Origin of the sequence: Brevibacillus thermoruber 423, assembly GCF_000454065.1 — a bacterium.
Taxonomy (GTDB): Bacteria; Bacillota; Bacilli; order Brevibacillales; family Brevibacillaceae; genus Brevibacillus; species Brevibacillus thermoruber.
Genome location: NZ_KE695649.1, coordinates 107,188 through 128,647, shown reverse-complemented (window position 1 = coordinate 128,647; position 21,460 = coordinate 107,188). Strand labels below are relative to the sequence as shown.

Below are 21,460 nucleotides of genomic sequence, written 5' to 3'. Positions count from 1 at the left end.
CGCTTATCCCACCTTTCCACCGATCATGCCCATGAGATAGACCACGGTAAAAATGAACACCCACACGACGTCGATGAAGTGCCAGTACAGGCTGGCGACGTAAAACTTCGGAGCGGTCACCACGGTCAGGCCTTTTTTGACGGCCGCCAACTGCAGGGTGACGATCCAGAGAATCCCGAACAGCACGTGGCCTCCGTGGAAGCCAACCAACGTGTAGAACGCCGAACCAAACGCGCTGGACGAAATCTTGTGTCCTTCATGGTAGTAGTGCATGAACTCGTAAATCTCCAGGCCGAGGAAGCCGAGACCGAGCAGGACCGTCACGGTCAGCCAGGCCTGCACCTGTTTCAGGTTTTTCTTGTGCATCGCCAGCACCGCAAACACGCTGGTGAGCGAACTGGTCAAGAGCAGCAGCGTCGCAATCGCCACGAGCGGCATGTCAAAGAGCTGCTGCGAAGAAGGTCCGCCGTTGGTCTGGTCGCGCAGAGCGATAAACGTCGCGAACAGCGAACCGAAGAGAACGGTTTCCCCGCCGAGGAAGAGCCAGAAGCCGAGGATCTTGTTCTTCCCTTCCAGGGTGGCTTTTTCCGGTTCGTCAGGCAGAACCGCGTGTACGTGATGTGTAGCCATTACGCCTTAACCCCCTTCTCTTCGATCTCGTCCGGTTCAATGTGATAGCCGGGGTCGTCTGTCAGCGAACGCAGCAGCATGCACGCAAAGTTGATCGCCAAGCCGATGACGACGACCACGTAGTTGTGATACATGAACCCGAAACCGGCGATAAACAGCCCCACAGACATGACGAACGGCAGGAAGGAACCGGACGGCATGTGGATGGAGCCCAGCGGTTCGGCCGGGGTCATGCCTTTGTTCCCCGCCATTTTTTCTACCCACAGCGCGTCCAGACCGCGTACCAGCGGCGTTTGCGCAAAGTTGTACTCCGGCGGCGGAGACGGAATCGACCATTCCAGCGTGCGGCCATCCCACGGGTCGGCCGGAGCGCGTTTGCCGCTCTTCGCGGTAACGGCGACGTTCACCAGGAACAGAATCGTACCGATGCTCATGCCAAACACGCCGATCGTACTGATGAAGTTGCCCAGTTCCAGACCTTGGCCGGCCAGGTAGGTGAAGACGCGGCGCGGCATCCCCATCAGACCCAGGAAGTGCTGCGGGAAGAAGGTCAGGTGGAACCCGACGAAGAACGTCCAGAAGTTCCATTTCCCGAGCGTTTCGTTCAGCATCTTGCCGAACATTTTCGGCCACCAGTAGTAGAGGCCGGCAAACAGACCGAATACGAGACCGCCTACGATTACGTAGTGGAAGTGCGCCACGACGAAATAGCTGTCGTGGTATTGGTAGTCAGCCGGCGGAATCGCCAGCATCACACCGGTCATACCGCCGATGGTGAAGGTCGGAATGAACCCGACGGCGAACAGGTTTGCCGTGGTGAAGCGGATTTGACCGCCCCACATGGTGAACAGCCAGTTGAAGATTTTGATACCGGTCGGCACCGCGATCAACATGGTCGCCAGACCGAACAGCGTGTTGGCAATCGGCCCCATGCCGGTGGTGAACATGTGGTGCGCCCACACCATGAAGCCGAGGAAACCGATCAGCGCGGTCGCGAATACCATGGAGCTGTAACCAAACAGACGCTTTTTCGAGAATGTACTAACGACTTCAGAGATGATACCAAACGCAGGCAGAATCAGGATGTACACTTCGGGGTGACCGAAGATCCAGAACAGGTGCTGCCAGATCAGAATGTTACCGCCGGCATCCGGGTTAAAGAAGTTGCCCCCGAACAGGCGGTCGAACATCAACAGCACCAGACCGACGGTGATCGCCGGGAACGCGAACAGAATCAAGCCGGAAGTCACGAAGGACGTCCAGGTGAACAGCGGCATGCGCATGAAGGTCATGCCCGGCGCGCGCATGTTGATGATCGTCACCAGGAAGTTGATCCCACCGATCAGGGTACCCAGACCGGCGATCTGCAGGCCGAGCACGTAGAAGTCAATGCCGCGGCCGCTGAATTGGTTGAGGGCCAGGGTCGTGTAGGACGTCCAGCCGGCGTCAGGCGCACCGCCCAAAAACCAACTGGTGTTCAGAAGCACGCCCCCGAAGAAAAAGAGCCAGAAACCGAGTGCGTTGACGAACGGGAACGCAACGTCGCGCGCACCGATTTGCAGCGGAACAACCGCGTTCATCAGGGCAAAAATCACTGGCATGACCGCCAGGAAGATCATCGTGGTACCGTGCATGGTAATCAGTTCGTTAAACGTCTTGGCCCCGACGACGGAAAGCTCCGGATACATCAATTGCAAACGAATCAGCAGGGCCTCAATTCCGCCGGCCAGGAAAAAAAGGCCGCCGGCAATCAGGTACAGGATCGCGATTTTCTTGTGGTCCACTGTCGTGAGCCAATCCCACAGCCCTGACCGCTTTGGTGCATGAGAAGCATGTGCAGACACGGTTTTACCTCCTTTTTAGCGTCACTGCCTCATGACGGTCGCTTACTGTTTGTTTTCGTCCTTCACTTCGTCCTTCACACTGAGGGTGTACAGGTAATCAACCAGTGCGTTCACTTGGTCGTCGCTCAGGTTCAGGTTTGGCATGTTGTTGCCCGGCTTCATTTTTTGCGGGTCTTTCAGCCATTCCTCAAGGTATTTACGCTCGTTCGGCTTGATGCCCGCCACGCGCATGCGGTCAGCAAAGTTGGTCAGGTTCGGACCCAGTTTTCCGCCTTTGCCCGCTACAGCGTGGCAGCCCAAACAGCTCTTTTCGAAAATGGCTTGGCCTTCTGCGGCACTGGCGGTAGCCTTCTTCGGATCGGCAGACTGCACGGTTTTCATCTTCTGTGCCCACTTGTCGAAGTCGGCCTGCTCCATTACTTCCACTTTGAAGTCCATCAGAGCATGGGACGCCCCGCACAGTTCGGCGCATTTGCCGTAGAAGGTGCCGGTTCTGTCGGCCTGCAGCCACATTTTGTTTTCCAGGCCCGGGTTGGTGTCGATTTTACCGCCCAGCGCCGGAATCCAGAACGCGTGGATCACGTCGGCGGAGTTCAGGGTGAATTGAACCTTTTTGCCCACCGGCAGCACCAGGTCTTGCGCGGTAGCTACACCGAGATCCGGATACTCGAACTCCCACCAGAACTGGTGAGCGGTTACGTTCACTTGAAGCGCTTCCTTATTATCGTATTCTTTGGAAAGAGCAAAGCCGGTGGTGACCGTCGGGATAGCCATGATGATCAGAAGCAGGAACGGAATGGCCGTCCATAGGATCTCCAGCGTGTGGCTGCCTTCCACCTGTTTCGGAATGCCCTCTTGTCCCGGACGTTTGCGATAACGGATAAGGACATAGGTCAAGATCAGAATAACAACGATAAAGACGCCGATCATGATGGAGAAGGACAACTTCATCAGATCGAACTGCATTGCTGCAACCGGCCCCTGCGGCTTGAGCGCGGAGAGCTCTTGTATGCCGCAACCGGTTAGTGTCAGCGCCAGCAACCCAAACAGGAAAAGCTGACGCCAAAACTGTTGCCAACTCTTCATACCATTGAACCCCTCTTTCTTTCGTGTTGGTAACATTCCGCCCGCAACCTGCCGTGCAGCCGAATGTTTATTCGTACTCTTTTGTCTGTCAACGATCACTCCGCCTGCTGCTATCCTCCACTATGATACCCAAAGCTGAAAAGTATTAGCAACCGGAGAGCGCGACAAACAAATAGAGTAAGGGCCATTCCCTACACCTACCTCGACTGGTAACCTCTTAAGTATACATAATTTTCTTGGAAGCTCCCATGCCATTTGGAATAAATCTGTTAACAAATTTATGAACAATTTTGTGAAACTATTTTTCAATGGGTTGACAAGCCGATTCTTTTTTGTGAGAGACCCGGCTGTGCAGCGCCATGCCGCCGACGACCAGCAGCATTCCGGCCCACGACCATGCCCCCGGCAGCGGCGCGGACAGCAGGAGCACTTCCAGCAGCACGGCAAACACCACTTCGCCCGCCTGCGTGGCTTCCACCGCGGCCATACGCCCGGGACTGCCCTTGGACAAGTCGGTGGCCTGAAAAAACAGCACCGTCGCCACGATCCCGGACGTCACCGCCACGATCAGGGACTGCACCGTCTGGCTGACGCTGGGCAGTCCCTCCGCCGCCGCTCCCCAGACTGCCAGCAGCAGCCATAGCGGGATGCTGGCCAGCGTCATGCCCAGCACCCGCTGGTAGGCGTCAAGTCGCCCCCGGGTAATTTCCATCATCTTGCGGTTGCCGAGCGGATAGGCAAACGCGGCGACGACAACCGGCACGATCCCGTACAGCGCCTCCTTGACCCCGAGCGCCTTCGCGTGCTCCATCTGCATCAGGGCCACCCCGGCCAGGATGATCAGGGATACGGCCAGTCCCTTGTACGGAATTTTCTGACCCAAAAACGGAACAAGCAGCGAACCGGCGACGATGGTCACCTGCCACGTGCCGGCGATCAGCCAGCCCGGACCGTACGCGGCGGCAAAACTGAGCGGACCGTAAAACAGCCCGAATCCGACGAAGCTCCAGACCAGCCACGCCCACGGTCTGGCCCTCATCTCCCGCCACAGCGGGCGCAGATTGCCGCGCAGCCAGACGATCGCCAGCAGAAACGGGACCATGAACAAATAGCGAAGCGAGGAACTCCAGATCCAACTGCCTCCTGCCAGATCCATCGCCCGGTTGAGCACAAACGTAAAGGCAAAAAAGAAGGAAGCCACAACGCCCAGCACAATAGCCCGCACCACCATCCCCCATTTCTCCCGCCATTTCCCTTTTGCCTCTCCAACTTGTAGCATATCCCGACCGCCGTCTCCTGTCAAAGCGCCGCGTCCCCTTTTGGCACCTTCTCCATCTCCCGGGGCGGGATGGATCATATAGGCGGCGGTTCACAACGGCTGCCGCGAGCGGCGGCGCTTCCCGTCCGACAGGAGGTTTCGGGGCCGACCGGCAAAAAAGCCCCTCGGAAAGCCATCGCGGCATTTCCGGGGGCATCGCATGTCACGCCTTTTCCGCGCGTCCGCTCCTGATCAGCCAGAGGTGCTGCAGGTATTCGGCCACGCCGAGCAGGATGGCGGCAAAACCGGCGCCGATGGGGACGATCCGCGCCCCGGGCAGGACAAAGGCGCTCAGGTTGACGATGAGGAAGGCGGCGATAAAATCGACCGCCGTACTCAGCCACAAGGTGCCGGGCCTCAGCAGAAACAATTCCAGCACGTGTCCGGCGATGGCGAAAAACAGTCCCACGCCGATCGACTGATAGAGGGAGGCGTAATTCAACTCCGGGAACAGGGCATCGGCGAGGACGACCACCGCCGGGCAGACGAACAGCTTTACGAGCAAACCGGCCACCAGCATCCTTCCTCCTTCTGTTGGACTACCTTCAGTATGTCCGCCGCCGCTGCCGCTTAACCCGCCGGCCCGAGCATCCGACCCGTCCTGCCGCCAACGGCCGCCGGGCGGTACGCGCCGCTTCCCGATCGGCACAGCTCGCCTCGCGCGCCGCAGGCTACGCCGCTTCCTGCCGCTCCTGCCGCGGATACGCCAGCGTCACCACCAGGCTGACGACGGTCAGCAGCGCCAACACGACAAAGATCTGATGCAGCCCGCCGGCCAGCGCTTCCCGCGCCGCCTGCAGCACGTCCGGCGGGAAGTGCCGGGCCGTCTCCGGGTTGAGGATCTTGTTGACGTCGACGCTCTCCGTCCCCTGGATGCCCTGTATGGACCGATTGAGCATCAGACCGAACAGGGCGATGCCAATCGTCTGCCCCAGCGTCCGGATCAAGGTGTTGGTCGCCATCGCGGCTCCGCGCAGGTTCCAGCCGACGGACAGGACGGCGCCGGTAAACGAGGTAAAGGCAAAGCCGAACCCGAAACCGACGACAAAGGTGATCACAAACAGCATCCAATGCGGCGTTTCCGCCGAAATCAGCGCCAGCCAGAGCGTCGCCCCGATCAGGGCGATCAGCCCGATCAGCGAGGTGGTGCGAATCCCGATCCGGGCCAGCAGCCGGCCGCTCCACGCCGCTCCCAGCGGCCATCCGATCGACATCGGAATCAGCGTCAGGCCGGAGCCGGTCGCTCCTTGACCGTAGACCCCCTGAATCCACATCGGCAGATAAAAGGAGACGGCCACCAGAACGGCCGCCAGCAGAAAGCCCGCCAGATTGGCTACGCTGATGGCGCGGATGGAGAACAACTGCAGCGGCAGCATCGGTTCGGGCGACTTTTTCTCGATGTAGAGAAACAGCGCCAGGCCGCACGCGGCAGCGACCAGCAGCCCGATGATCAGCGGCGAATCCCAGGGGTGTTCCGTCCCGCCGCTCAACAGCGCGTACAGCAGCGCGGACATGCTGGCGGTAAACGTCGCGACCCCGGCGTAATCAATATGCTTCCGCTTCTTTTCGATCTGCTCGTGCAAATACATCCCGATCAGGGCGATGGACACGATCCCGAACGGCAGATTCATGTAAAAGATCCAGTGCCAGGAGACGTAGTCCACCAAAAGGCCGCCGGTCAGCGGACCCAGGATGCCGGAGATGCCCCAGATCCCGCTCATCCACCCCTGCACTTTTCCCCGCTCTTCAAACGGGTAGATGTCCCCGATAATCGTATAGGTAATGGTAATGATGGCGCCAGCGCCCATCCCTTGAAAGGCGCGAAACCAGATGAGCTGTTCCATCGTCTGGGACAGCCCCGACAGCACCGACCCGATCAGAAACAGGCTGGCCCCGACGTTGAACACGATTTTCCGTCCGTACAAGTCGGCCAGTTTTCCGTAAATCGGGGTGGTGACCGCCGACGTCAGCAGGTAGATGGACACCACCCAACTGATCAGATGGAGTCCTCCCAGATCGCTGACGATGGTGGGCATTGCCGTGCTGACAATCGTCCCTTCAATGGCGGCCAAAAAGGTGGCGATCATCACGGCAATGGTCACATTGCGCTTGTTTGTAACGGGTTTCATCGACACATCCTCCACTCCTGCCGTTACCGGCGTTCTTTTCCGCTGGCGCCGTCCGGTTCCGGCCGCTGCAGCGCATCCGCCGGGCAGAACATCAGCCCGGAAAGCTGGCGCCGCTCCCCTTCCGCGAATCCGGCAAACGTTTCCCGACTGCTTGCCGCGGCCATTCACCTGCCCGCCGGACAGCGGTGCCGGGCAACGCAATGACGCGGCCACCGACACAAGACGAACGACCTGTGCCGCCGGTAATCATGCGGCCCAGGTCGCCACGTGCACACGCCCTCGCTATTCCTCTTCGCTCGCTTTCTGCTTCGCCAGTACGGGGTCGAGCAGGGTTGGGCCGTACTTTTTCTCCAATCCTTTTATCCACTCGTCTTGGTATTTGGCACGGTTCTTGCCCGCCAGTTTTTCCTTGATTTTCTCCCGCGCCTGTTCCAGGGTGGGCACGGGATTGCCCAGTTTCTCCTTGTTCTTGTCGTAGTACTCCTTGATTTGCTCTTCCGTCACCGGATACGCCTTTTCAAACAGCTTGTCTTTCAGCATTACGATTTTCAGCGCTTCCCGGAACGTCTGCTCGTTGAATCCCTTCTTTTCCAGCGAGCGGCGGAATGCTTCATCCGAGCCCAGCGACTTTTTCAGCGCGTCAACCTGCTTTTCGAGTTCCGCTTCGTCAATCGTGACCCCCTGCTGCTTCGCTTCCTGGGTGATCAGCGCATCCGCGATCAACTGGTCCATGACCCGTATCCCGTACTTGTGTTTCAACGCGTCGCTGAATTGCGACTCGGTGATCGTCACGTCTCCCACCTTGGCGACAGCCGGATCTTCCTTCTCTCCCTCCGAAAGCCCCACCACTGCCAGCGCCAGCAGCAGCACGGCGGCAGCCAGGATGGATACATCAAACTTTTTCATCAGGTCGTCCTCTCTTTCTTCGCACTTCTACGCCATTATGCCATTATAATAGAGAGCGGTTGCGGAAGAAAGATGGAATCACTGTTCCACAACCTTTCCACAATGGTGACAAATTTGTGACAACCCTATAATAAGTACTTGGTAAACAAAGCGGAAATCACGGAGGCAATAACCGGCCCCAAAACCGCCCAAATCTGCAAAAACCGCTCATGCTTTCTTCCCTTGTCCCCTTCGATCATTTTGGTGAATTGTTCCATGTCGCTTTTGTCGTGGTCCAACAATTGCAGGATCAAGTCCTTCTCCGTCGTGCCCCGTTTCAGCTCCAGTTCCGTCTGCAATTTGGTGATCGCCTGCAGCAGTTCGGCGCGAACCTCCTCCATCCTCTCCAGGCGGTGTTCGATGCGCTCCAGCCATTTGGTCGCCACGGACATTTTTCCTTCCAGTTGGTCGATCCGTTCCTCGAACTTGTCCAGGCGTTGATAGATACGCTGCACGCTGTCCTGTGTCATCTCGTTTTTCCCCGGTGTCATGGCTCCCACCTCCTCCAGTCTTTCTCTTTACTCCTTATTTATGAGAAGCGGCCGTGCTTTGCTTGTACCACCGCCCCTTGGGGCACCGGCAGCAGCAAAACAGGCCCCCGACCAATCAGGAGCCTGTTGACGGGAGCCGCAGGGGAAAAAGGCCCGCACATGGCTGCGGGCTTTCCTCACGATTCGATCCAGCGGCAGAGCGGACCCAGCGCCCTGCTCGCATCCTGGTAGCCCAGGGTATACAAGTCCAGCAGCCGGGCCGGATTGCGTTCCACCCGGCGGATGCGGACCGGTTTGCTCGGCGTAATGACGAAGGCCCGCTTCTCCTCACGCAGCGACCTGATCCGCGCCAGTGTCTCATTGAACCGGCGGTGATGATCGAACAAGACGCGCACCAGATGCTTGTACCGGGGAAACAGCCGCTCTCCCAGCCAGGACAGGTTGACCGGCTGCCGGACGTACTCTTCCGTCCCTGTGCGCACGACAACAATCCGTTCGTTACCGTCCCGAAGCGACTTTTCGATCGGGATCGGGTCAGCCAGCCCGCCGTCCAACAGCGTCACCCCCTGGTACTGCACCACCCCCGACAGCAGCGGAATGCTGCAGGAGGCGCGCACCGCCAGCAGGAATTCCTTGTGCTCGTCTTTGGAAAAGTAGACGCTTTCTCCCGTTTCGAAGTTGGTGGCCGCGACCACCAACTGTTCCGTGGCCTGGGAAAAGACGTCAAACGCCAAAGGACGAATCTGCCTGCGGATCTCGTCAAAGAGACAGTCCAAGCCCAGCATGCAGCCGTGGCGGAACAGGTTGCGCCACGAAAAAAAGCGCATGTCGCACAGGTGTTCAATGTAGATCGACTTGCCCAGTCCTTTTTCCCGCGCCAGATAGGTGAGCGCGTTGCAGGCGCCGGCCGAGACGGCCGCCACGTACGGGGCGATCAGGCCGTGCTCCAGAAAGCAATCCAGTACACCGGCCGTGTAGATGCCTCTCATCCCGCCTCCCTGAAGCACCAGGCCAAACCTGCTCATGCCGTGTCCTCCCTTCCGTCGAGACGGTATCCTTTCGTTAGTATTTCTGGGATGAACACAGACATGCACGGACAAGCGGAGAGCCGGCCCCCTGCCGCGGGACGGCGCCTCGCGCCTTCTTCGCCGTCAGCAGGCGGGGCAGCGCGTTCTCGAAGGATGCTCCACGAACTTGTCAAAGAAATCGCGGAAAACGTTCCCCACACCCCCGCCCGTTCCAGTATGATAGGGGTAATGAAGACAAAGGGGGCATTTTTGGTTGAAACAGCGAATTGCTTGGATTACGGACAGCACGGCCTACGTGCCTGATGAACTGCGGGAGAGGCATGACATCCACATCGTGCCGCTGGACGTGATTTTTGAAGACGGAACGTATGAGGATGGGTTCGGGTTGTCCCCCGAGCAGCTCTACGAAAAAATCGACCGCGCCCAAACGGTACCCACAACCTCGCAGCCATCAGTCGGAAAATTCTTGAGACTTTACGAAACATTGGCGGAAACGTACGACTGCGCCATTGCCGTCCACCTCTCCAGCCGGTTGAGCGGCACCTGCAACGCCAGTCTCAACGCCGCCGGCATGGTGGACTTCCCGATCGAAGTCGTGGATTCGCAAATCGTTTCCTATCCGATCACGGCGCTGATCCTCAAAGGGATCGCACTGGCCGAGCGGGGCGTGGACTTCCGCGCCATCGCCGCCGCGCTGCGCGAAGAAGCGGCCAAAAACGAAAACTACATCGTCATCGGCAGCCTGTCCCAGCTTCACAAGGGCGGCCGGTTGAGCAGCGCCCAGTTCTTCCTCGGCAACCTGCTGCAGATCAAACCGATCTTTCGCATCCGCGGCGGCGTGGTGGAACTTTTTGAAAAGGTGCGAACGGAAAGCAAGGCCGTCAAGCGCATCCTGGAGCAGTTGGAGGCCGCCCGCAAGAAGCACCGGATCACGGAAGTGCAGATTCTGCACGGCAACGTCCTGGAAAAAGCGCTGGAACTGAAGGAATCGATCACAGCCAGATACCAGGACATCCACGTCCTGATCGGCCCGCTCAGCTCGGTCCTGGGCGTCCACGGAGGGCGCGGCACGCTGGCCCTCACCTGGACCAACGAACCGCGCGAACAGGAGTAACCGGCCAAAACAAAAGCACCGTCCGCATCGACGGTGCTTGTCGTTTTCTCCATGCGTTTCGGCCCGGCTGCTCCGGACTCCTGCCCCCAATCAGCGTCCGCAAGACGACGTCGTTACTTCACCGCGACCAGCAGAAACCGGTGTGCGGGGATGTCCACGTATCCGTCCCGCTCGATGACCCGGTGAATCCGCAGCAAACCGTCCGCGCAGCGCTCCACGGAAAAGTCGGGCACCTGCCAGGGGATCGCCTGCAGGTAGTACACGATCGCCCCCACGTCGTAAAACCGTGTAAAGGAGAATACTTCCCTCCGCTCCACCACCGTGAGGCCCGCCGATTCCAATTGGGCGGCCGCGTATGCCAGATTCCAGTGCAGGTACTCCTCCGGCACCGGCGCTTCCAGCATCCGGTTCAATTCCAGGTCGTTGTGGCCGCCCACCTGTTGGGTGATGAAGCAGGCGCCCGGCTTCATGATCCGGCAGACCTCTTCCGGCCGGTACGACTCGTGCCGGTTGATCACCAGCTCAAACACTTCGTCCGCAAACAGAACCGCGGTTTCCGCGTGCAGCCAATCGATCCAGGCTTGTTGATCCATCGGTAAAACTCCTCCCGTCTCATGTGTGTGGGCATGTCTGGTCCGCTCCGTTACACAGGGCGGGCGGAGCTCGAATGGTCAGGCAGCGTTGTTACCTTTCACGGAACAGATGATACACCATCGTCACCTCCTAGTGGGAGAATTGAAAGAGAACGAAGCCGACGCAGGCGGCATTCAACAAAAAGGTAATGCCCATACCGAGCATCATGCCCTGAAGAATGCCGGTTCTGCTGCGAACCGCGATCGCGGTCACGACGATCACCGGCAGCATGTAGATGAGCTGGGCTACCCCGATAAACAGAAAGCCTTGCGGATAAAAGAACAACAGCAAATGAAGCAGGGCGGTGATACCGATCCCAATCCCCACATCGGCGGCGTGATTCCCCGGTTTGTCAGACATGGCTTCCCTCCGTTTGCCGTTCGTCTCGTATCGCCTTCAGCACCTCTTCCCTGCCGTCCCGATAGAAGAGGTTGTAGGTGTCAAACGGGATGATCCGCCCGTCGGGATGGACGATGTGGACACACGACTTCTTGACCGAACGGACGTCAAAATTGTACGGGTCCAAAAACTGCATGATGATGACGCGAAACACGTTTTCGTACCCGATCGCGTCGGGCAGGGCCACCTGCGGCAGACAGCAGAGCAGGCTTTTCAGCGACAGCGCCGACGACTGCGGCGAATGGCTGGTGGAAAACAGGTGAAAGATCCGCTCCTTGAGCGACTGGTCCTGCTCAAACACGATCGTATTGCGGCCCCCTTCCAGCAAAATCTGCGGATCGATCAGTCCCGCCAGCGGGGTGACGCTGCCGTTCAGCTTGAGCGCGTACCCCATCGCCAGACAGTCGGGATGACAGGGAACAGGGATGATGTCCTCCGCCGCAAACACGCCGGATTGTTCGACGATCCTCTGCCGCACCTCGCTCAGCGTCAGCCGGTCGCGGGAGGGGTCAAACGCCTCCGTCCGTCCGGCCGCCTGAATCGGCTGAAAGGTGACTCCGCGCACGGCGGGCTGCTCCAGCCCGTACTGGATCACCCGGCCGATTTCCCCGTCGTTCACTCCTTTTTTCAGCGTCACTACCAGCGTGGTGGAGATGTTGAACTCATTCAGATGCTCGACCGCTTTACGGCGAATCTCCCGCAGGTCGGCGCCGCGCAGCTCCATCAGCGCCTCCTTTTCCAGACTGTCAAACTGCAGGTAGATTTCAAACCCCGGCATGTATTCCGCCAGCCGCCGGACGAACTCCCGATCCTGCGCAATCCGTATGCCGTTGGTGTTGACCATCAGGTGGCGGATCGGCCGCGCCTTGGCCATGTCCAGAATCTCGAAAAACTGCGGGTGAAGCGTCGGCTCGCCGCCGCTGATCTGGACGATGTCGGGCTCCCCTTCGTTGCGGACGACCGCATCCAGCATCCGACCGATCTCCGTGAGCGAGCGCCACGAGGTCCGCTTGGGCGACGATTCCGCGTAGCAGATGGGGCATTGCAGGTTGCAGTGGTCGGTCACCTCCACCAGCGTCAAGCAGCTGTGCTGTTCGTGATCCGGGCAGAGCCCGCAGTCGTACGGACAGCCGTAGCGGATCGGCGTGTTCCACACCTGCGGCATCTCCGCCGGTTTGAGAAACTCCCGGCAGCGCTTGTAGTAGTCGACGTCGGTGGAGATCAGCACCTTTTCCCGCCCGTGGCGCGGGCAGTGTTTCCAGAGATAGACCCGCCCTTCCTCGATGATCACCTTGGCTTCCGTCTTGCGCAGGCATTGGGAACAAATGCTGTTGGTCAGTTCGTAGAAGAGATACGGCCTGTTTTTCGGCATGGTTTACTCCTTTCCGTGCAGCGGCACGCCCTTCCGGCGCGGCCACTGCCGCATGAGCGACACGTAATAAGCCATTCCCGCCAGACACGCCAGTTGAATGTTGTTCAGTCCCAGGTAGACGTGCGGCGTCGGTTTGATGAAATCAACGAGAAACCGGAAACTCAGATAGCCGAACATGAAGCACTGAAACAGCGCCCCCTCGGGCAGTTCCCATCGGCAAAGCATTCGCCCCCGTTTGACTACGAGAAGAAAGACAGCCAACAGCCCGAGAAAAGCCATTTCGTACAATTGGGTCGGATGTCTGGGCACACCGTCGCCGAAGTCCACGCCGGTGATCCAGCCGGTCGGCGTACCGTGGGTGTGATCGTCCAGGCCCGTCAAAAAGCAGCCGATCCGGCCGATCGCCATGCCGGTGATGAGGGGAAACACCATGTCGTCTCCGGTGGATTGGCGCAGACCGATCCAATTTTTTGTCAACTCCACGCCGATCAAACCGCCCAACAGGCCCCCCACAATCGTCTTGCCTCCCATGACGTACGCCCATTCGTTCCAATGGGCCAGCGTCCTCGCCGGGTCTTCCAGCAAAAACAGCAGTTTGGAACCGATAGCCGCTCCCAGCGTAGCCCCGACCAGCACCCAAAACGCCTGGTTGACGGGAATCCGCCCTTTGCGCCGGGTCAGCAGATAGAGCCGAAAGCCGATGAAATACGCCAGCGCCTCAAAGACAAAGTGCGGATGCAGCCGCAGCGGACCGATGTCGATAAAGACTGGAAAGGTCATGAAAATCATCCTAAAATTTCGTAATTATCTGCATTATATCAAAGGAAAGCGATCGACGTATAAAAACTTCCGTCCGCTGTCACTCGCTGGAGCCGGTTCTACTTACGGCAGAAAAAAGCCCGCCGTCACCTGAAGAATGCGTGACGACGGGGCAGTGGATGTTCTATGCGGACGTGGTAACGCCTCTCCCCACAGCGGCCTTCTCTTTTGGCCTGCCCGAGAACGAAACGTTGGTCCACATGCGAAGCAGCTTTTCAACCGGCCCGCAGCGGAAGCGGCTCATATACCAGTGGCTGCCGGCCGCCTGCAAGGCAAAAATCGCGACGGCCAGGAGGATTCCGGCGAGAACGCCGATGTTCCCGAACAAGCCGAGCCCGTACCCGTAAAAAATGGTCGTGCAGATGACCGTTTGCATGAGATAGTTGGTCATGGACAGCTTTCCGACGCTCGCAAACCGGTGGAGCCACGTGGACCATGCCGCCTGCGAAAATACGTATGCCAGAGCGAACAGGTAGCCGAACGCCAACAAGCTGTTCCCCAAGACGTCCGCAGTCCCGCTCCACGCCTCGTCTCGCCAGACGTAGCCGGCGCAAGCCAGCACCACGCCCGGGAGCAGACAAAGAATGGCCCCGTTCCGGTAAAAGGGCCTCTCCCTGTCAGGTTCGTGGAACCAGCGCGCCTTGGCCGCATAGATGCCAAACAGGGCGTACGCCCCAACATCCACGGCGGACGGGGCATAGAGATGAAGTTCGTCCTTTCCCCATATCCCGTATTGAAAAATCAGCATGTTGGCCAAGAGAATGCCGAGCAGGCTGCATCCGCGAATGCCGTCCACGACAGCCAGCCGCTGCCTGTTTTCCTTCATGCTTTTCACCTCGCTGTCATGATACCAGCGCAGGATTATCCTCACGTAAACGCCTGCTTACCGTTTCCTTAATCGCAAATCGCAGCCGAAAAGGGGAACTGCCCGGAACAGGAGAAAACCGCCCGGACGGCGGTTTCCCCCTCATTTCTGTCTTCGCTTTTTCGCGGCCAGCAGGCGGTTGACGGTCTCGCCTGTCTTGTCCGCCTGCGCTTTCCCGCCGTCCGTCTGCTCGGCAGCGGCGCTGTCCGTTGCAAAAGCCCCTGCCGCCGGTCGGCTGCCCGCGCCGGAACGGCTCTGCGCTTCCCCTTGCAGACTGCTGCCGGGTACCTGCGCGGAAAGCGGCATCCCGGCGGGCGAAGCGGCTGCAGCCGACGCGCTTTTCCCCGCAGCGGTCCCCGCCTGCCCTGCCCCGTCGGCCGCTTCCGCCTCTCGCCTTGCCGCCCGGCCTCGCCTCCGCTCTTCCTGCTTTTCTCCCAAGCGGGCAAACACCGACGGATGGCCGGCATTCCCGGCAGACCCGCGCCTGCGGAAGCGGGCCGCAAGCCGTGTCCACCATGCTTCCGGGAGCTGCAGACGGCGGCAGGCGACATCCAGGGGCCAGAGCAGGGCGGCCAGCATCAGCAGCCATTCTCCGATCGGCTGCGTATCCCACTTGGCGGGCAGCCTGCCGGCAAACACCTCGTCCGGCCTGGTGATCAGTGCCCCTTCGCCTGCCGCCAGCCATTGGCGCAGTTCGCTGTCCCCGTCCCGGGGCAGACCGTACTCCGGCGAGTACGAGACGGTCAACCCGGCCGTTTCGCTTGCCGTTACATGTCCGCCTGTTTTTTCCGTGATCTGCACCAGGTAGCTGCCCGGTTCGGCGGCGGAAAAACGGCCCTCCAGCGTGCCGGGAGCCACCGGTTTCAGCCGGACAGCCTCCCGCTTCATCTCCTGGTTGACCACCACCGCTTCCAGTTCCTGCGGCAGCTTCTCCCCTTTGGGGACGGTGACCGTCACTACGCCGGTTGTCCCGTCCAGCCGGGTCTCTGCCTTCCAGCGGCCCGTTGTGACCTGGGGCAGCGTCCAGGCCACCGCCTCGTTCCACATCCGGCTGTTGCCCGGCCACGCCACCCAGTCCGGGGCCCATTTGCCCTCCAGATCGCTGGTCCAGGCGACCGACCGGCCCAGTCCGTACTGCCAGCGGATCAGGATCGGATCCTCGTCCCGGCTGGTCAAAAGCTGTTCCGCCGTCTGCTTTGGCGTCGTCGCCACATAGGCGTGCAGCGGCGGCAGGGGCTGGCGGAGCGCGGACCAGTCGGCGCCGCCGGTGCGCGTCGGCACCTGCGGCTGTTCCACGATATACGTGCGGCTGGCCAGCGCCGTCTCCTTGCTGAAGATTTTCGGCACCGACGTCGCGTCTTTGGCGAAGTAGTAGCGCCCTTTGCCCCATTGGGCGATTTCCTCCAGCAGCGCGGTGTCGGCGTCGTCACCGACGGCCACCGTGGACACGGTGATGTTTTCGCCCGTCATCTGCTGCAGGAGCCCCTGGTAGTCGTCGTTCCGGCCCGACTGTCCATCTGTCAGCAGGATGACGTGTTTCCGCTGTGTCTGCATCGTCTTGATCCGTTCGTACGCCATCTGCAGCGCCGGGAAAATATCCGTGCCGCCGTCGGCGAAAATGCCGCCGATCTGCCGGTGGATGTCGTCCAGGTCGGTGACGGACCGGGGCGGAACCACCTCCCAGGGCGTCCCGTCAAACGCGATCACGCCGACCTGATCCTGCCGGTTCAGCATCGAGGTGGCCCGGATCGCCGCCTCTTTGGCCAGCTCCATCTTGTCCACGCCGTGCGCGTCCGCCGCCATGCTCCCCGACTTGTCGATCACCAGCATCAGTCCCAGCGAAGGAAGGTCTTCCTTGCCGCGCAGATCCATATGGACCGGCAGCGCTTCCTCGATCGGGGTCTGCAGCCATCCGCCCATCCCGAAGCTGTCGGAACCGCCGGTCATGATCAATCCCACGCCGAGGTCGCGGACCGCCGTCCGCATCCGCTCCATGTCGGCGTCACTCAACTGGGTGGCCGCCACGTCGGCGAGAATGATCGACGCGTACCGCTTGTATCCGTCCAGCGCCTTGGGCAAAAGCGACGGGTCCTTCACGTCCGCCTTGATGCTGCCGGCAGAAAGCGCGCTGACCAGGTTTTTCGCCGCGCCGGGATGTCCCTCCAGGACCAGCACGGTCGGGGCGCCTGCCACCTGCGTGTACGCGTGTGCCTGGTTGTTGGTCTGTACCGTGTCCCGCTCCGGTTCGATCTCGACCCGGTAGCGCTGAAAGCCCTCCTGCAGCGCTTTTTGCGTAAACAGGAAGCGGTTTTTTCCCTTTTCCACCTGAATGGTCTGCCGGCCCGCTTCCCGGTTCCCCTCGTACAGGCGGAGCGTGGCCCGGGTGGCCGTGGTGCTTTCGACGTCCACCTTGATCGCATACTCCTCGCCCGCGTACAGCCGCTCCGGTACCTGCACGGCCGTGAGAACCACTTCTTCTCCCTGCGGCTGCTGCAGGGAGACCGCTTCGACGGCAATGCCCCGCTCCGCCGCCAGCTTCGCTTCCCGCGCGGCGTCGCCGTGCGTGGCCAATCCGTCCGTCAGGAGCACGATTTTGCCTCGCGCATGGCTGGGGATCATCGCGGCGGCCAGGCGGATGCCTTCGGCCAGATTGGTGGCATGCCGGTTCACTTCCACCCCGACCGGCTGCACCTCCCGCCGCGTCGTCAGCGGCTGGTCCACCGCCGCGTCCGCGCCGACGGCCACCACGCCGAACTGATCCTCGGCCCGCTTCCGCTCCACCGCGTCGCGCATGAACGCGTAGACCCTCGGATCGTCTTTCATCGACGCCGACCGGTCGACGACGAACACCACTGTCTCCGCCCGCACCGGATGGAGAAGCTGCGTCCCGGCGAGCGCCAAAATCAGCAGGAGAAAGACAGAGCCGCGCACGGCGGCGATCACCGTCTTGCGGCTGTTCGGCATCCGGCGCTGGCCGCGCCACCAGGCGGCAATCACCCAGGCGGCGGGAATCAGCAGGAGCAGGAACCACGGCTGCTGCACGTCAATACCCACGTTGATACACCCTCCATTCCGCAAACACCGCCAACAGCGCCAGCGCCGCCAGCCACCCGGTCAGCTCCCGGCTGCCGGCAGCCTGGCCGTCCTGCGGCTTGCTTTCTCCCCCGCCGGCCCCGCCGCTTCCGACCGCCAGCGAACGCGGCGCGATGTCCGACTCCGCCTCGTCCATGTGAACGGCAAAGTAACGAACCTGTGCCGTCCCTTCCGCTTCTTCCGTCAACCGGTACAACCCCGTCTGCTCCGGAACCCGGAACAGCCAGGTCGTTCCCTGCGCCTCGACGGCCTGCTCCCGTCCGTCCGGGTAGGTCAGCGTCCGTTTTCCCGCTCCCGGCGTCAGCGGAATCGCCAGCGTCTCTCCCGGAACGGCGGGACCGATCGGAACGGTCTGGGCGGACGACAGCCAGGAGGCCGCATTTTGCATGAAAATCGGGAACGCCTGCCGCAGCGGAAAGTCGGAGTCGTGCAGGTCGAAGCCGACGATGACGGCCCGCCGTCCCGCCATTGACCCGGCCAGGACGAGGTTTGTGTCTCCCGCCTTCACCAGCGGCCGCATGCCCGGCATCTCGTGCACCACGGACGTCCTGGCCACGTGCACGTCCTGCCAATCCACGTACTTCACGAGCGGATCGTCCGGCCGGAGCGCTTCCGGCCTGGCCTGCACGTCAGCCGCGCCGGCGTACGGCAGCCAGTCCGTTTTTCGGTCGGGAGCGATCACCAGGATGTTTCCCTCCGGCAGCCGGTCGGGCACCACGCCGTCAAACACCCACAAGTCGGCCGCCCCCTCCGTGCCGTCCGGCAGCTCGGAGCGCGTCTCCACTTCCAGACGGCCGACCGTCTGCAGCGCCTGGTGCAAAAACCGGTTTCCCTGCGGACTGACCAGCACCGCCCGCCCCTTTCCGGCGGCAAACGGCACGCTCCACCGCTCGTTGTCCTCCGCCAGCCCGTCCTTTTCCGGTTCGATCACCGCCCGGTAGACGGGGGCGACGGGCAGGCGTTCAAAGGTAACAGTGCGGGACGACCCGGCCTCCACCGCAAACTCGCTTACGTCCAGCACCTGTTGATCGGGGCCGTAGATCGTCGCCCTGCCCCGCACGGGCTGGCTGCCGTAGTTGTCGATCCTCAGCAGCCCTTCCGTCCCCGCTTGGCCCGGCTGCGTGACGAAGGCGCCGATCGCCGCGTTTTCCTTTGCCCGCCCCGCTTGCACGAAGCGAAACGGGCCGGATACGGCCAAGCCGCTCTCCTGTTCGGCCGTGCGGGCGGACCCGCCGTCGCCGAACCACATCACCTCGCTGCCCGGCTCCGTCGCTGTGATCGCCGCGGCCAGCGAGAGGGCCGCCCGCTGATCGCTCGTCCCCGGACGGGGCGCCAGCGATTGCAGCGCCTGCAGCAGCACCTGCCTGTCCGTGCCTTTGGACACCAGGACCCGCGGCTCCCGTCCCGCCTCGATCAAGGTAATCGCCTGCCCGCCGCTCAGCCGTTCCACGACGCCGCGAGCGGCGTCGACGGCCTGCTGAAACCGGGTGTGCTCCCCTTCCCTGGCCAGCATGCTGCCGGACGTGTCGACGACGAGCACGGTATGGTCGGCAATCGCTCCCGCCGCGGGCACGGCCGGACGGACCAATGCCAGCACCAGCAGGACGGCGGCCAAAAGTTGGAGCAAAAGCAGCAGGTTGCGCTGCAGCTTTTCCCACGGGCGCACCGCTTCCCAGCTCTGCAGCGTCCGCTGCCACAAAAGCGTGCTGGGCACCTCCAGGTCCTCCACGTTTCGCTTGAGCAGGTAGAGGGCGACAATGGCCGGCACGATCAGCAAAAATCCCAGGTTGCCCAACGCCATCCACTGCATGACTGCCTTCTCCTCCTCTCTACCGAATCATCCCCGCCTGCCGGAACACCCGAAAGACGATTTGCTCCAGCGGCGCTTCCGCCTCCACCGCTGTGCAGGCGATGCCCCGTCGGTAGGCGAAACCGGCCAGCTCCGCCTGATAGTCCCGCACGGTCTGTCTGTACTGGTCGACGAGCGGCCGGGTAAGCGACACCTCTTTGAACTGCCGCGTCTCGCTGTCGATCAGCCGCCGCTCTCCCTCGTACGATGGCTCCAGCTCGTCCCGCGCCAATACCTGGACCAGCGCGACCTCCTGCCGGGCAGCCTGCAGATAGGCGATGCCCGCTTCATAACCCGTTTCAAACAGAAAATCGGACAAGACGATGGAGATGCCCGGTTTGCCCCGCACCGCGCCCGGTGAGCGGAGCGCCCGGTTGATGTCACCGGTCCCGCCCGCCTGCAGCCCGGACAAAAAGGAGAGCAGGTGGGCCGCCTTGTGTTTCCCCTGCAGATTGCACAGCGACGCCGTCACGTCCCGGTCAAAGGCGTACACCGACACGTAGTCGAGGTGGCAGAGCGAGATGTAGCCCAGCGCGGCTGCCAACTGCGCCGCCCGCTCCAGCTTCCGGGTCTCCCCGTAGGCCATCGACCGGCTGCAGTCGATGTACAGCGTCACGTGCAGCTCCTGCTCATCGAGAAATTTTTTCAAGAACAGCTTTCCCGATCGGGCGTAGGCGTTCCAGTCCAACTGCCGCAGATCGTCTCCTGGGGCGTACGGCCGGTAATCGGCAAATTCCAGCGAGCTGCCCGACTGTTTGGAACGCCGTTTGCCCGCGTGGGTGCCGCTCGCCATCCGCCTGCTCAACACCTGCATCCGCTCCAGCCGGCTTAGCCACGCCGGGTCCAACAACTGCCCGCTCATGCCTTTTCCTTCTCCAGCGCGGCCAGGATGTCGCCGATAATCCGGTCGGGGCGGATGCCGTTTGCCTCTCCTTCAAAGTTGAGAAACACGCGGTGCCTGAGCGCCGGCAGCGCGACCGCGTCGATGTCCTCGTAGGCCAGGTTGTAGCGGCCGGCCAGCAGGGCACGCACCTTGGCCAGCGCCACCATCGCCTGCACGCCGCGCGGTCCCGCCCCGGAACGGACGTACCGGTTGACCGACTCCACCGCCCGCTCGCCGGGATGGGTGGCCAGCAGCAGTTTGACCGCGTAGCGCAGCACCGGATCAGCCACCAGGATGTCCCGCGCCGCCTGCTGGATGTCGGCGATCTCCCGGGCGGACGCCACCTTTTCCACCGCCGCCGGCTGTCCCGCCGTCGTCCGCAAGACGATCTCCCTCAGTTCGTCCTCGCTGGGAAACGGCACGTCGATCTTGATCAGGAACCGGTCCATCTGCGCTTCCGGCAGCGGGTAGGTCCCTTCCTGCTCCAGCGGGTTTTGCGTCGCCAGCACGAAAAACGGCTCCGGAAGCGGCCGGGTGGTACCGCCCGCCGAGACGGTCCGCTCCTGCATCGCCTCCAGAAGCGCGCTCTGCGTCTTCGGCGTCGCGCGGTTGATCTCGTCAGCCAGCACGACGTGGGCGAAGACGGGGCCTGGTTGAAACTGGAACGACTGCCGCCCCGTTTCGTCCACGCGCAGGATGTTGGTCCCCGTGATGTCGGTGGGCATCAGGTCGGGGGTGAACTGAATCCGCTGAAACGACAGTTCGAACGCCTGCGCCAGCGTCTTCACCAAAAGCGTCTTGCCCAGCCCGGGCACGCCCTCCAGCAGCGCGTGGCCGCCGGCAAAAACCGCCCAGAGCAGCTGCTCCACCACGTCTTTTTGCCCCACCAGCACTTTTCCGATCTCCTGCCTCACCCGTTCCACCCGGCTGAGGCACTCTTCCACTGCATGTTGTGTCATCGC

At 61.4% G+C, this 21,460-nt stretch carries 20 protein-coding genes; 1 reads left to right on the top strand and 19 read right to left on the bottom strand.

The genetic code is table 11. The features are described from left to right. Nucleotides 1-3: 3 nt before the first annotated feature. The 10 genes from M516_RS0105550 to M516_RS22805 all read right to left on the bottom strand — a co-directional run bounded on the left by M516_RS0105550 (nucleotide 4) and on the right by M516_RS22805 (nucleotide 9,468). Nucleotides 4-630 carry a cytochrome c oxidase subunit 3 gene (locus M516_RS0105550; protein WP_029098233.1) on the bottom strand — a complete coding sequence of 209 codons (627 nt, stop codon included), beginning with the start codon at nucleotides 628-630 and terminating at the stop codon, nucleotides 4-6. Then, nucleotides 630-2,474: a cytochrome c oxidase subunit I gene (gene ctaD, locus M516_RS0105545; protein ID WP_029098232.1), complete on the bottom strand. Its 1,845-nt coding sequence runs from the start codon at nucleotides 2,472-2,474 to the stop codon at nucleotides 630-632. The genes M516_RS0105550 and ctaD overlap by 1 nt, the downstream gene beginning before the upstream one ends. A gap of 42 nt (nucleotides 2,475-2,516) precedes the next feature. Continuing rightward, the gene (coxB, locus tag M516_RS0105540; RefSeq protein ID WP_029098231.1) at nucleotides 2,517-3,560 is read right to left on the bottom strand and encodes a cytochrome c oxidase subunit II; all 1,044 of its coding nucleotides are present in this window, start codon (nucleotides 3,558-3,560) and stop codon (nucleotides 2,517-2,519) included. A 298-nt stretch (nucleotides 3,561-3,858) separates the two neighbouring features. After that, nucleotides 3,859-4,785, bottom strand: coding sequence for a DMT family transporter (locus M516_RS0105535; protein WP_029098230.1), 927 nt, complete (start codon nucleotides 4,783-4,785; stop codon nucleotides 3,859-3,861). Nucleotides 4,786-5,041: 256 nt separating this feature from the next. Further along, a complete protein-coding gene (locus M516_RS0105530) occupies nucleotides 5,042-5,398 on the bottom strand; it encodes a hypothetical protein (protein ID WP_413541968.1) in 357 nt (118 codons plus the stop codon). A 151-nt stretch (nucleotides 5,399-5,549) separates the two neighbouring features. Then, on the bottom strand, nucleotides 5,550-7,007 hold the full coding sequence (locus M516_RS0105525; protein ID WP_029098228.1) for an MDR family MFS transporter: 1,458 nt from the start codon (nucleotides 7,005-7,007) through the stop codon (nucleotides 5,550-5,552). A 23-nt stretch (nucleotides 7,008-7,030) separates the two neighbouring features. Continuing rightward, on the bottom strand, nucleotides 7,031-7,171 hold the full coding sequence (locus M516_RS25450) for a hypothetical protein (protein ID WP_160297151.1): 141 nt from the start codon (nucleotides 7,169-7,171) through the stop codon (nucleotides 7,031-7,033). A gap of 118 nt (nucleotides 7,172-7,289) precedes the next feature. After that, nucleotides 7,290-7,913, bottom strand: coding sequence for a SurA N-terminal domain-containing protein (locus tag M516_RS0105515; protein WP_029098227.1), 624 nt, complete (start codon nucleotides 7,911-7,913; stop codon nucleotides 7,290-7,292). 125 nt (nucleotides 7,914-8,038) lie between these two features. Beyond that, nucleotides 8,039-8,443 (bottom strand): hypothetical protein, encoded by a 405-nt coding sequence (locus tag M516_RS0105510; protein ID WP_029098226.1) that lies wholly within the window; start codon nucleotides 8,441-8,443, stop codon nucleotides 8,039-8,041. Between the two features lie 176 nt (nucleotides 8,444-8,619). Further along, nucleotides 8,620-9,468 (bottom strand): patatin-like phospholipase family protein, encoded by an 849-nt coding sequence (locus tag M516_RS22805; RefSeq protein WP_035288992.1) that lies wholly within the window; start codon nucleotides 9,466-9,468, stop codon nucleotides 8,620-8,622. Between the two features lie 256 nt (nucleotides 9,469-9,724). Here M516_RS22805 and M516_RS0105500 point away from each other — a divergent pair, with 256 nt between their 5' ends. Next, complete coding sequence (locus M516_RS0105500; protein WP_029098225.1) at nucleotides 9,725-10,585, top strand: DegV family protein; 861 nt, start codon at nucleotides 9,725-9,727, stop codon at nucleotides 10,583-10,585. A 113-nt stretch (nucleotides 10,586-10,698) separates the two neighbouring features. Here M516_RS0105500 and M516_RS22800 read toward each other — a convergent pair whose 3' ends face one another. The 9 genes from M516_RS22800 to M516_RS0105455 form a co-directional block, all read right to left on the bottom strand. Then, a complete protein-coding gene (locus M516_RS22800; protein WP_051188108.1) occupies nucleotides 10,699-11,178 on the bottom strand; it encodes a hypothetical protein in 480 nt (159 codons plus the stop codon). A gap of 130 nt (nucleotides 11,179-11,308) precedes the next feature. Further along, on the bottom strand, nucleotides 11,309-11,578 hold the full coding sequence (locus M516_RS22795; protein ID WP_051188107.1) for a hypothetical protein: 270 nt from the start codon (nucleotides 11,576-11,578) through the stop codon (nucleotides 11,309-11,311). Further along, nucleotides 11,571-12,989 carry a radical SAM protein gene (locus M516_RS0105485; RefSeq protein WP_029098224.1) on the bottom strand — a complete coding sequence of 473 codons (1,419 nt, stop codon included), beginning with the start codon at nucleotides 12,987-12,989 and terminating at the stop codon, nucleotides 11,571-11,573. The genes M516_RS22795 and M516_RS0105485 overlap by 8 nt, the downstream gene beginning before the upstream one ends. Before the next feature lie 3 nt (nucleotides 12,990-12,992). After that, nucleotides 12,993-13,769, bottom strand: a complete 777-nt coding sequence (locus tag M516_RS0105480) for a prolipoprotein diacylglyceryl transferase (protein WP_029098223.1) — start codon at nucleotides 13,767-13,769, stop codon at nucleotides 12,993-12,995. Between the two features lie 163 nt (nucleotides 13,770-13,932). Then, complete coding sequence (locus M516_RS22790) at nucleotides 13,933-14,679, bottom strand: DUF418 domain-containing protein (RefSeq protein WP_029098222.1); 747 nt, start codon at nucleotides 14,677-14,679, stop codon at nucleotides 13,933-13,935. A 96-nt stretch (nucleotides 14,680-14,775) separates the two neighbouring features. Beyond that, entirely contained in the window at nucleotides 14,776-17,727 is a 2,952-nt protein-coding gene (locus M516_RS0105470) for a VWA domain-containing protein (RefSeq protein ID WP_029098221.1), read from the bottom strand. Further along, nucleotides 17,717-19,576 (bottom strand): vWA domain-containing protein, encoded by a 1,860-nt coding sequence (locus M516_RS0105465; RefSeq protein ID WP_029098220.1) that lies wholly within the window; start codon nucleotides 19,574-19,576, stop codon nucleotides 17,717-17,719. Before M516_RS0105465 ends, M516_RS0105470 begins: the two co-directional genes overlap by 11 nt. 19 nt (nucleotides 19,577-19,595) lie before the next feature. Next, nucleotides 19,596-20,477 carry a DUF58 domain-containing protein gene (locus M516_RS0105460; protein ID WP_029098219.1) on the bottom strand — a complete coding sequence of 294 codons (882 nt, stop codon included), beginning with the start codon at nucleotides 20,475-20,477 and terminating at the stop codon, nucleotides 19,596-19,598. Further along, a complete protein-coding gene (locus M516_RS0105455; protein WP_029098218.1) occupies nucleotides 20,474-21,457 on the bottom strand; it encodes an AAA family ATPase in 984 nt (327 codons plus the stop codon). Before M516_RS0105455 ends, M516_RS0105460 begins: the two co-directional genes overlap by 4 nt. Between the last annotated feature and the right edge of the window lie 3 nt (nucleotides 21,458-21,460).

What these genes read in the sequence shown, in the direction of transcription:
- M516_RS0105550 (WP_029098233.1), bottom strand. Translation starts at nt 630, where the DNA reads ATGGCTACACATCACGTACACGCGGTTCTGCCTGACGAACCGGAAAAA.
- coxB (WP_029098231.1), bottom strand. Translation starts at nt 3,560, where the DNA reads ATGAAGAGTTGGCAACAGTTTTGGCGTCAGCTTTTCCTGTTTGGGTTG.
- M516_RS0105530 (WP_413541968.1), bottom strand. Translation starts at nt 5,398, where the DNA reads ATGCTGGTGGCCGGTTTGCTCGTAAAGCTGTTCGTCTGCCCGGCGGTG.
- M516_RS0105525 (WP_029098228.1), bottom strand. Translation starts at nt 7,007, where the DNA reads ATGAAACCCGTTACAAACAAGCGCAATGTGACCATTGCCGTGATGATC.
- M516_RS25450 (WP_160297151.1), bottom strand. Translation starts at nt 7,171, where the DNA reads ATGGCCGCGGCAAGCAGTCGGGAAACGTTTGCCGGATTCGCGGAAGGG.
- M516_RS0105515 (WP_029098227.1), bottom strand. Translation starts at nt 7,913, where the DNA reads ATGAAAAAGTTTGATGTATCCATCCTGGCTGCCGCCGTGCTGCTGCTG.
- M516_RS0105510 (WP_029098226.1), bottom strand. Translation starts at nt 8,443, where the DNA reads ATGACACCGGGGAAAAACGAGATGACACAGGACAGCGTGCAGCGTATC.
- M516_RS22805 (WP_035288992.1), bottom strand. Translation starts at nt 9,468, where the DNA reads ATGAGCAGGTTTGGCCTGGTGCTTCAGGGAGGCGGGATGAGAGGCATC.
- M516_RS22800 (WP_051188108.1), bottom strand. Translation starts at nt 11,178, where the DNA reads ATGGATCAACAAGCCTGGATCGATTGGCTGCACGCGGAAACCGCGGTT.
- M516_RS22795 (WP_051188107.1), bottom strand. Translation starts at nt 11,578, where the DNA reads ATGTCTGACAAACCGGGGAATCACGCCGCCGATGTGGGGATTGGGATC.
- M516_RS0105485 (WP_029098224.1), bottom strand. Translation starts at nt 12,989, where the DNA reads ATGCCGAAAAACAGGCCGTATCTCTTCTACGAACTGACCAACAGCATT.
- M516_RS0105480 (WP_029098223.1), bottom strand. Translation starts at nt 13,769, where the DNA reads ATGACCTTTCCAGTCTTTATCGACATCGGTCCGCTGCGGCTGCATCCG.
- M516_RS0105465 (WP_029098220.1), bottom strand. Translation starts at nt 19,576, where the DNA reads ATGCAGTGGATGGCGTTGGGCAACCTGGGATTTTTGCTGATCGTGCCG.
- M516_RS0105460 (WP_029098219.1), bottom strand. Translation starts at nt 20,477, where the DNA reads ATGAGCGGGCAGTTGTTGGACCCGGCGTGGCTAAGCCGGCTGGAGCGG.
- M516_RS0105455 (WP_029098218.1), bottom strand. Translation starts at nt 21,457, where the DNA reads ATGACACAACATGCAGTGGAAGAGTGCCTCAGCCGGGTGGAACGGGTG.